Genomic DNA, 8,538 nt, shown 5'->3' with positions numbered 1-8,538 from the left:
CCACCAGTTTCTTCGCCGTCTCCGGGGTCACGGCCACTCGGGTTTCGCCTGTCGTTGTCTCGGCAGGCACGCCTATCAGCATAGAGTTCTCCTCAGGGCAAGGTGCAGCGCGAAATGCGGGCGAAGCTTACAGCAAGACATTCGGCCCGATCTGTCGCGCAAGGGGCGAAGTATCCATGCTCCAACGTCCGTGGCTGCTGAAAATCTAGCTATCCATTTGATAGCTTATTGGTGATGGATCGGCGGCGCTCCCTCTGGTGCGCTGTAAGGAAACCGGTCTCAGGCGGCGCCGGGGCGGCGTCCCACCATGCAGCGCAAAAACAACGCCCCGACGCCTGCACGCACTTCGTGTCATCTAAAGGACAAAGTTGTGCGTCTTTGTAATCATTCTTCGATGAATCCATTTAAAAGATCGCTTCATGTGCATTAGTTGCAGGGCAGATTACTTACCTTAGACGCAGATAGATACACTTCGCCTCACTTGGAGTCGTACACAGAGGCGACCCATGGGAGGAAGTAAGGGGGTAATAAAAATGCGCATTGCTGTCCTCGACCACGAGGCCCATCAGAGAAAACTGATTCATCAGACCATGGCGTCGCTCGGGCACGAGTGCCATGAGTACGCAGATGGAAAGTCGCTGTTGCATTCGATGCGACGACAGACCTTCGATCTGCTGCTTCTCGACTGGCATCTGCCCGACATCCGCGGCCTCGACGTCGTGAAGACGATCCGCCACGACCTGAAGAGCCGCCTGCCCGTGCTGTTCATCACTGCGCGGCGCGACGACGCCGACATGGTCGCCGGGCTCAATGCGGGAGCCGACGACTTCATGAGCAAGCCGATCCAGGCCACCGAGCTCGAGGCGCGCGTCAACGCCCTGCTGCGGCGCTCGTACCCCGCGCAGCACGAGACCGAGCTGGTCTTCGGCCCCTACCACTTCTACCCGCCCTCGCGAACGCTCAAGGTGCGCGGCATGCCGGTCGAGCTCAAGAACCGCGAGTACGAGCTGGCGCTGTTCCTGTTCCAGAACCTCGGCCGCCTGCTGTCGCGCGAACACCTGCACGAAGCCGTGTGGGGCCTGGGCGTCGAGGCGCTCTCGCGCTCGCTCGACACCCATATCTCTCGCCTGCGCACCAAGCTCGACCTGCGGCCGTCCAACGGTTTCCTGCTGCTGGCGATCTACGGGCTCGGCTACCGGCTCGAGACGGTCGAGGCCGGCCAGCTCGGCTCTCGCGGGCCCGAGCTGCGCAGCAGCCCCTGAGCGCTTCGGAGGTCCGCCGCGGCGGACCACGCGACAACCCGGCGCTGCGCTCTTGGGGGAGCAAACGCAGCCACCGGGTTCTCGCGGCCATCCATCGCCTTCGGCTTCGCGTCCAATACGGGGATGATCCGCGCGGCGGCGTGCCGGCCATGGCCCGGGCCCCGCGCGACCGCCGAAGGAAGCCGTCCCCATGAACACCACCGTCCGCTGGAAACCCAACGTCACCGTCGCCGCGGTGATCGAACGCGAAGGCCGCTTCCTGCTGGTCGAGGAGCACACCGATCAGGGCCTTCGCCTCAATACCCCGGCCGGCCATCTCGATCCGGGCGAATCGCCCGCCGAGGGCTGCGCGCGCGAGGCGCTCGAGGAAACCGCCCATGCCTTCACACCGACCGCGCTGATCGGCATCTACCTCGCGCGCTCGGCCGACGATCCCGACGTGACCTACATGCGTTTCGCCTTCAGCGGCGAGCTCGGCGAACGCGAAGCGGGCCGGGCGCTCGACACCGGCATCGTGCGCACGCTCTGGATGACGGCCGACGAGATCCGCGCCAGCGTGGCGCGGCATCGCAGCCCGCTGCTGCTGCAGTGCGTGGAGGACCACCTGGCCGGCCAGCGGCATCCGCTGGACCTGATCCATGTCGATGATTCGGTGCGGCAGCCGCCGCGCTGAACAGACTCAGACGATGACGCCGCCGCCCAGGCAGCGTTCGCCGTCATAGAGCACGGCAGACTGGCCCGGCGTCACCGCCCACTGCGTGTCGCCGAAGCGCAATGCGAAGGCATCGTTGCGCGGCGCGTCATCGCCCTCCACCATCTCGCAGGCCGCGTCGGCCTGCCGATAGCGCGACTTGGCGCCATAGGCGCCCGGCACCGGCGGCTCGCCCGCCACCCAGCTCGCATCGTCGGCGCGCAGCGAGGTCGACAGCAGCCAGGGATGGTCGTGGCCCTGCACCACCCACAGCGTGTTGTTCTCGACGTCCTTGCGCGCCACGAACCACGGCGAGTGGTCGCCCGCGCCGCGCTGCGCGCCCTTTTCCTTCACGCCGCCGATGCCCAGCCCCTGGCGCTGGCCCAGCGTGTAGAAGCTCAGGCCCTGGTGCTCGCCGAGCTTGCGGCCGCGGTCGTCCTTGATCGGGCCCGGTTCCTTCGAGATGTAGCGGTTCAAGAACTCGCGGAACGGCCGCTCGCCGATGAAGCAGATGCCGGTCGAGTCCTTCTTCTTCGCGTTCGGCAGGCCGATCTCCTCGGCGATGCGGCGCACCTCGGTCTTGTGCAGCTCGCCGACCGGGAACAGCGTCTTCGACAGCTGTGCCTGGTTCAGGCGATGCAGGAAATAGCTCTGGTCCTTCGAGGGATCGAGCCCCTTGAGCAGCTCGTGCCGGCCCGTGGCCTCGTTCAGGCGCACGCGCGCGTAGTGGCCGGTGGCGATCTTCTCGGCGCCCAGGCGCATCGCATGGTCGAGGAAGGCCTTGAACTTGATCTCGGCATTGCACAGCACGTCGGGGTTGGGCGTGCGGCCGGCCTTGTACTCGCGCAGGAACTCGGCGAACACGCGGTCCTTGTAATCGGCCGCGAAGTTCACGTGCTCGATCTCGATGCCCAGCACGTCGGCCACGCTGGCGGCATCCACGAAGTCGATGTTCGACGAGCAGTACTCGCTGTCGTCGTCGTCCTCCCAGTTCTTCATGAAGATGCCGACCACCTCGTGCCCCTGCTGCTTGAGCAGGTGCGCGGTCACCGCGGAATCCACACCGCCGCTCAGCCCGACCACGATCCGTTGCTTTGCCATAGGGGCGACATTGTCCCAGCCCCGGCGAGGCGGGGTCGGCGTGGGGGAAATCGGGGAGCGCCCCTCAGGCGCGCAGGCTGTCCCGGATGCGGGCCAGCAGCTCGTACGAGCGCAGCCGCGAGGCGTGGTCGAAGACCTGCGAGGTGATCATCAGCTCGTCGGCGCCGGTGCGCTCGATGAAGGCCTCCAGGCCCGCGCGCACGGTGTCGGGCGAGCCCACGGCCGAGCACGACAGCACCGAGTCGAGCAGCGCGTTCTCGGCCGGGCCGACCTTCTGCCGGTAACCCTCGACCGGCGGCGGCAGCCGGCCGGGCCGGCCGCTGCGCAGGTTGACGAAGGCCTGCTGCCACGAGGTGGCGCGGAACTCGGCCTCGGCGTCGGTGTCGGCCGCGAACACGTTGAAGCCCAGCATCACGTAGGGCTTGGCGAGCTGCGCCGAGGGCTTGAAGGTCTCGCGGTAGATCTGGATCGCCTGCATCATCTGCTGCGGCGCGAAGTGCGAGGCGAAGGCATAGGGCAGGCCCAGGTGGGCGGCCAGCTGCGCGCCGAAGGTGCTCGAGCCGAGGATCCACACCGGCACCTCGAGCCCCGCGCCCGGCACGGCGCGCACCGCCTGTTGCGGGTTCTTCGACATGAAGTCCATCAGCTCGATCACGTCCTGCGGGAACTGGTCGGCGTCCGATTCGAGGTTGCGGCGCAATGCGCGCGCGGTGCGCTGGTCGGAGCCGGGGGCGCGGCCCAGGCCCAGGTCGATGCGGCCCGGGTAGAGCGATTCGAGGGTGCCGAACTGTTCGGCGATGACCAGCGGCGAATGGTTGGGCAGCATCACGCCGCCGGCGCCGATGCGGATCGTCGAGGTGCCCGCGCCCACATGCGACAGCAGCACCGCGGTGGCCGCGCTGGCAATGCCCGGCATGCCGTGGTGCTCGGCGAGCCAGTAGCGGCGGTAGCCGAGCTTTTCGCCATGCTGCGCCAACGACAGCGAGTTGCGAAAGGACTGCGCGGCATCGCTGCCTTCGACGATCGGGGAGAGGTCGAGGATCGAGAAATCGGTCATCCGCCGATCATGGCGCGAAGCGCCCGCAAACGCTGGCTGCGGGGCTATTCGGTTTGGTATAGCGTGCCGACGCTCGCGAAGTCGCGGCCGTTCTGCTCCACGTTGACCTGGAACGGCACGCTCTCTCCGGGCGCGATGGCCGGCAGGCTGTCGACCAGCTTGAAGCCACTGAGTTGCCCGTCGCGGTCGCGCAGGCTCACCCACAGCCGCACCTTGCCGACGATGTTCGTGCCCGGATTGCTGACCTTGCCCGTGACCTGCACGCTCTTGTAGAGGAAGCGCTGGCTGAAGTTGAGCAGCACGCTGCCGGTCTCGGCCTTGGTGCCGGTCACCTGCACCTCGAGCGGCATGCGCGGGCCGGGCAGCGCCGCGCGGCGCATCGGCTTCCATTCGACGCGGGTCTGGGTGATGCGGTCGACATCGCGCGGCTCCAGCAGGATCGGGAAGCGCTCCCCCGGGTAGAGATAGGCCAGGCCCTGGATGGCGGTGGCGCCGTCGGCCTTGCTGCCGCCGAAGCGCGAGATCACGCCGCCGGGCGCGATCACCACCGCCTCCTTGCTGCGGTTCACGAGCTCGGTCAGGAACAGCGGCCGCTGGATGTTGCTGCGGCCGGCCACCAACGGCAGCAGTTCGAGCTCCTTGAGGTCGAAGCGCTCGCTGTCGTCGGCCAGCAGGTCCTCGGTGCTCAGGCGCAGGTCGGCATGGAAGACCTCGGGCGCGCCGGTGGTGCGGATCACGCGGTCGGCGCTGCGCACCGCGGTGCGCGAGCCGCCGGCTTCGATGGTGCTGTAGGCGATGCGGTAGTCCCAGGCCGCGACCTGCGCGGCGCGGCCGAAGCGCGCGATGTCGATGTCGATCGCGCTGCGCGCGCCGGGCGCGATGTCGTTGCCCTGCGCATAGCCGCGGCCGAAGCCGATCACGTTGCCGGCATCGTCGTAGAGCGTGGCGAGCGCCTCGACGCCGCCGATGGCCGCGTCCTTGCGCTCGTTGACCACGCGCCCCACCAGCCGCACGCGATCGCCCTGCTGCACCAGCCGCAGGCGCGAGAACGCGAGCCGCGCGCCGTCGGCCGAACGGTAGGGCGCAGAGAGGCGCTGCACCTGCAGCTCCTGGCGCGAGACGTTCTTGCCACTCGGCAGATCGAACAGCAGCGGCGCGCTCTCGCCGGGCTCGAGCACCGAGATCGGCAGCGACTCGCTGCGTTCCTCGAGCCGTGTCTCGCCGTCGTAGAAGGCGGCCTTGACGCTGGCGCGCTCGAGCGGCTTGCCGGTCTCGTTGCGCACCACCACCAGCAGCTTGGGCCGCGCCGAACTGCCGCTGCCCACCAGCACCTGGCGCGGTTCGCCGAGCTTGAGGCCATCGGTGGGAATGTTGCGGTCGACCACCGCGGCGACCGAGGCGCGGCGGCCGCCCTCGGGCGCGTCCTTGCGCGTGAACATCTGCACCACCATCACGAGCAGCGTGATGCCGAACACGGCCGCGACCGCGAAGCCCGCGGTGCGCATCGCCACCTTCTGCCGCGCCGCCTGCTCGTCGGCGAGGCGGCGCGCGGCCGCATCCTTGACCTGGTCGAGCACGCGGTCGAGGCGGTCGGAGATGTCGTCCTCCACCAGCGTGACGGAGCCGCAGTGCTGGCAGGTGAATTCGTTGAGGCCGGTGCGCTTGAGCACGCTGCTGCCGCATTCGCCGCACTTGAGCGTCTGGAGATCGATGGTCATGGAAAGCGCTGGTCGTTGTCGTCTTGTTCGTTGAAGTGGCCCGCGCCGTCAATTGCCTCGCGCAGCGCGGCGCGCAGGCCCTCGATGTCGCCCGCGCTCACCTCGCGCACGCCCTGCAGGCCCGCGAGACCGCACGCGGTGGAGGCCACCACCGGCACGCCGGCCGCGAGCGCGCGCAGCGCCGCGCGCGGCGCGTGTTCCACATGCGCGGGCAGCACCACCACGCAGGCGCCGTCGAGCCAGTCGCCGCGCGGATCGCGGGCCGTGTCGAGCGCGATGCCCTGCCAGAGCGAGGCATCGGCCGACGGCGTGCCGAGCACGCGCAAGCGCCATCCGCTGCCGCGCAGTGCCGCGGCCAGCTCGCGCGCGCCCTTGCGTGCGAGGGCGCTGGCGGGCAGCACGACCAGCGGCGTGCCGTCGTCCGGCGTCCGGTTCGCGCGCGGCGACATGCCGGGCAGCACCCATTCGAGCCGCTCGAGCGTAGCTTGCGGCGCCGCGGCAGCCATCGTGGCCGCCACCGCCGCATGCGGCGTGATCACCACGGCGGCACGTGCCAACGCCTGGGCTTCGGCGCGCACCATCGACGGCGCGGCACGGAAGTCGCGCAGCGTGATGTCGTCGGGCCAGCGTGCCACGGCCGCGTCGAGACGTGCCTCGATCTCGGCCATCGGCAGCGCGCCGGCCAGCACGGTGAACGCGCGTCCGTCGAGCGCGCCGAGGCGCTGCAGATGCGGCAACAGCGCCTGGTCGACCACCAGTTGCGTGTGTTCGGGCAGCAGCCGTGTCGCGAAGGCCTGGGCGAGCCAGCGCTGCGCATCGATCACGCTGGCTTGCCGCCGCCCGCCTTCCTGGCGCGCCCACAGGCGGCGCCACAGCGCACCGCGAACGCTGGCCAGCCAGGGGCGGTGGACCGGCGCCTCGCCGCCGCGCCAATCCGTCATCGGCCGCCAGAACGCCAGCCGCACGGGCGCGCGCTGCATGCGATCGGCCTCGGCATGATGGGCCTCGAGGTAGCGCGCGAACTCGGGCGTCCATGCGTCGAGCAGCACGGCGGTCCGCCCCTGCGCCGCGGCCGGCAGCGCGGGCCGGTGACGGAAGCAATCGTTGCGGTCGCAGCTCAGGCAGCCGCGCGCCACGGGCGGCAATGGCGCGTCGACGCCTACCTCGTGCGGCGCACGCCACATCACGCGCGGCGCGACCCGCGGCGCATGCGCGCGGATACGCAGCACCAGCTCGGTAGCGGTGAGCTCGACTTCGAGCCGCCATGCATGGCGCGCGCGCAGCTTGAGGTCGACGTAGTTCCAGAACACGGTCGCGTCCACTGCGTCGTCGGGCGCGGCCGCGGCCTGTTCGATGCGCGCGGTGTGGGCATGGCGCTCGACCAGCTCGAGCCCCGCGCGGGCGCCGACCGTGGCCAGTGCATTCGAGAGCTGGCAGAGCCCGCCCGCCAGCGTCGGCACCACGCAGCCGCCGCGCAGCTCGCGGCCCTGCACGAAGCCGCGCCAGGCGCCGGGACGGCCGAGCTGGCGCCAGAAACTCAGCACCTCGCCCGCAGGGACCTCGATGGCATCGAAGGCGCCGCGCGCCACGCGCAGGTTCTGCACCTTGCCGGCGACCAGCGCGAATTCATCGTCGCGCCCATCGGTCCACAGCGGACTGCTGAAGCGCGCCAGCACGGGCGCCTCGGCCAGCGCCTCGGACACGGGCCAGCGCCGCGCGGAAGGACGCAGCGTCTCGCGCAACCCATGCGCGGTGGCCAGCAACCGGGAGCGCAGCCAGAAATCGATCGCATCGATGCGGCGCGGCGGCTGCCAGGCCTGCACGCTCACGCCGATGGGCCTCGCTTGCGCCACTGGCCGAGGTCGACCTCGATGCGTTCGTCGATGTTGCCGCTCCAGTGCACGACGAAGCCGACGCCCTGGAGCAGCGCGGCGATGCGCTGTCCGACCGCGACGGTGTTGGCCTCGCGCCGCGCGATCTCGGGGATCAGGCCGCCGCTGAAGGCCAGGTGCAGCCGGCCGGTGCGCACCGCGCGCTCGAGGTCCTGTGCGTGATAGAAGCAGCAGCCCACGATGCCCGAGGCGTCGCGGCCCGCGGCGCGCCAGGCATCGCGCACATCGTCCTGGCCGTCGGCCAGCGTGTTGCCCGCGCGGTGCAGCGCGATGATCTTCTCTTCGCGCAGCTGCGCGAACGCGGTTTCGAGGCGGTCGTATTCGGTCTGCGCGGGCCACTCGGCCTCGGCCGCATACTTGGCGGCGCAGGCGCGCGCGGTCTCGGCCTTGACCCAGGCCCGGTCATCGGAAGTCAGCTCGTCGGGATCGAGGTACTCGTCGGTGATCATCCATTCGACGTCGGCGTCGTGATGAAAGCCTGACCACACGAGATCGTGGATCCTTTGTCGCGTGTCTTCGGTGTCGAGAGTGAGGGCCATGCGTAATGGGTCAGCCGCGCTCGGCGGCGAGGGTCGTGCTTGCTCTTGTCGTGGCAGAAGCGCCCGTACATTTTCGCGTGCCCGCACCACAATGGCGCTGTAGGCCGAAAGCATGACGTTGTGCGGTCCATCGAGCCGCGAGCAACATCATCGATCATGCATTGCAGCATGGCAATGCGCCATTCGGCGGACGGTGACTCGTGCGATCGGCCGAATGGGAGGGCGAAGCGCACCGCGGCGGTGCAACGTTGCAGTGGCTTGCTGCGGTGCGCCAGCGA

7 protein-coding genes are annotated in these 8,538 nt (G+C 69.5%); 2 read left to right on the top strand and 5 right to left on the bottom strand.

Annotation, left to right across the window (positions count from 1 at the left end; translation table 11 throughout):
• The first annotated feature begins 533 nt into the window (after positions 1-533).
• Together AC07PU_RS16885 and AC07PU_RS16880 are read left to right on the top strand one after the other, a co-directional pair.
• Complete coding sequence (locus tag AC07PU_RS16885; RefSeq protein ID WP_093350467.1) at positions 534-1,262, top strand: response regulator transcription factor; 729 nt, start codon at positions 534-536, stop codon at positions 1,260-1,262.
• A 190-nt stretch (positions 1,263-1,452) separates the two neighbouring features.
• Positions 1,453-1,935: an NUDIX hydrolase gene (locus tag AC07PU_RS16880; protein ID WP_495318918.1), complete on the top strand. Its 483-nt coding sequence runs from the start codon at positions 1,453-1,455 to the stop codon at positions 1,933-1,935.
• A gap of 6 nt (positions 1,936-1,941) precedes the next feature.
• Here AC07PU_RS16880 and mnmA read toward each other — a convergent pair whose 3' ends face one another.
• From mnmA to AC07PU_RS16855, 5 genes are all read right to left on the bottom strand, one after another.
• On the bottom strand, positions 1,942-3,054 hold the full coding sequence (mnmA, locus tag AC07PU_RS16875; RefSeq protein ID WP_495318916.1) for a tRNA 2-thiouridine(34) synthase MnmA: 1,113 nt from the start codon (positions 3,052-3,054) through the stop codon (positions 1,942-1,944).
• A gap of 64 nt (positions 3,055-3,118) precedes the next feature.
• Positions 3,119-4,111 (bottom strand): LLM class flavin-dependent oxidoreductase, encoded by a 993-nt coding sequence (locus tag AC07PU_RS16870; RefSeq protein WP_431511219.1) that lies wholly within the window; start codon positions 4,109-4,111, stop codon positions 3,119-3,121.
• A 44-nt stretch (positions 4,112-4,155) separates the two neighbouring features.
• Complete coding sequence (locus tag AC07PU_RS16865; protein ID WP_495318913.1) at positions 4,156-5,829, bottom strand: FxLYD domain-containing protein; 1,674 nt, start codon at positions 5,827-5,829, stop codon at positions 4,156-4,158.
• A complete protein-coding gene (locus AC07PU_RS16860) occupies positions 5,826-7,658 on the bottom strand; it encodes a VanW family protein (RefSeq protein WP_495318911.1) in 1,833 nt (610 codons plus the stop codon). Before AC07PU_RS16860 ends, AC07PU_RS16865 begins: the two co-directional genes overlap by 4 nt.
• The gene (locus AC07PU_RS16855; RefSeq protein WP_495318909.1) at positions 7,655-8,260 is read right to left on the bottom strand and encodes a DUF6891 domain-containing protein; all 606 of its coding nucleotides are present in this window, start codon (positions 8,258-8,260) and stop codon (positions 7,655-7,657) included. The genes AC07PU_RS16860 and AC07PU_RS16855 overlap by 4 nt, the downstream gene beginning before the upstream one ends.
• Positions 8,261-8,538 lie beyond the last annotated feature (278 nt).

The sequence above is a fragment of the Variovorax sp. GW821-FHT10D07 genome, from assembly GCF_059415325.1.
Note: the sequence above shows the minus strand (reverse complement) of the source record. Positions and strands in the feature narration are given on the sequence as shown.

Coding starts and splice junctions, on each gene's coding strand:
- AC07PU_RS16885 (WP_093350467.1), top strand. CDS start 534: ATGCGCATTGCTGTCCTCGACCACGAGGCCCATCAGAGAAAACTGATT.
- AC07PU_RS16880 (WP_495318918.1), top strand. CDS start 1,453: ATGAACACCACCGTCCGCTGGAAACCCAACGTCACCGTCGCCGCGGTG.
- mnmA (WP_495318916.1), bottom strand. CDS start 3,054: ATGGCAAAGCAACGGATCGTGGTCGGGCTGAGCGGCGGTGTGGATTCC.
- AC07PU_RS16870 (WP_431511219.1), bottom strand. CDS start 4,111: ATGACCGATTTCTCGATCCTCGACCTCTCCCCGATCGTCGAAGGCAGC.
- AC07PU_RS16865 (WP_495318913.1), bottom strand. CDS start 5,829: ATGACCATCGATCTCCAGACGCTCAAGTGCGGCGAATGCGGCAGCAGC.
- AC07PU_RS16855 (WP_495318909.1), bottom strand. CDS start 8,260: ATGGCCCTCACTCTCGACACCGAAGACACGCGACAAAGGATCCACGAT.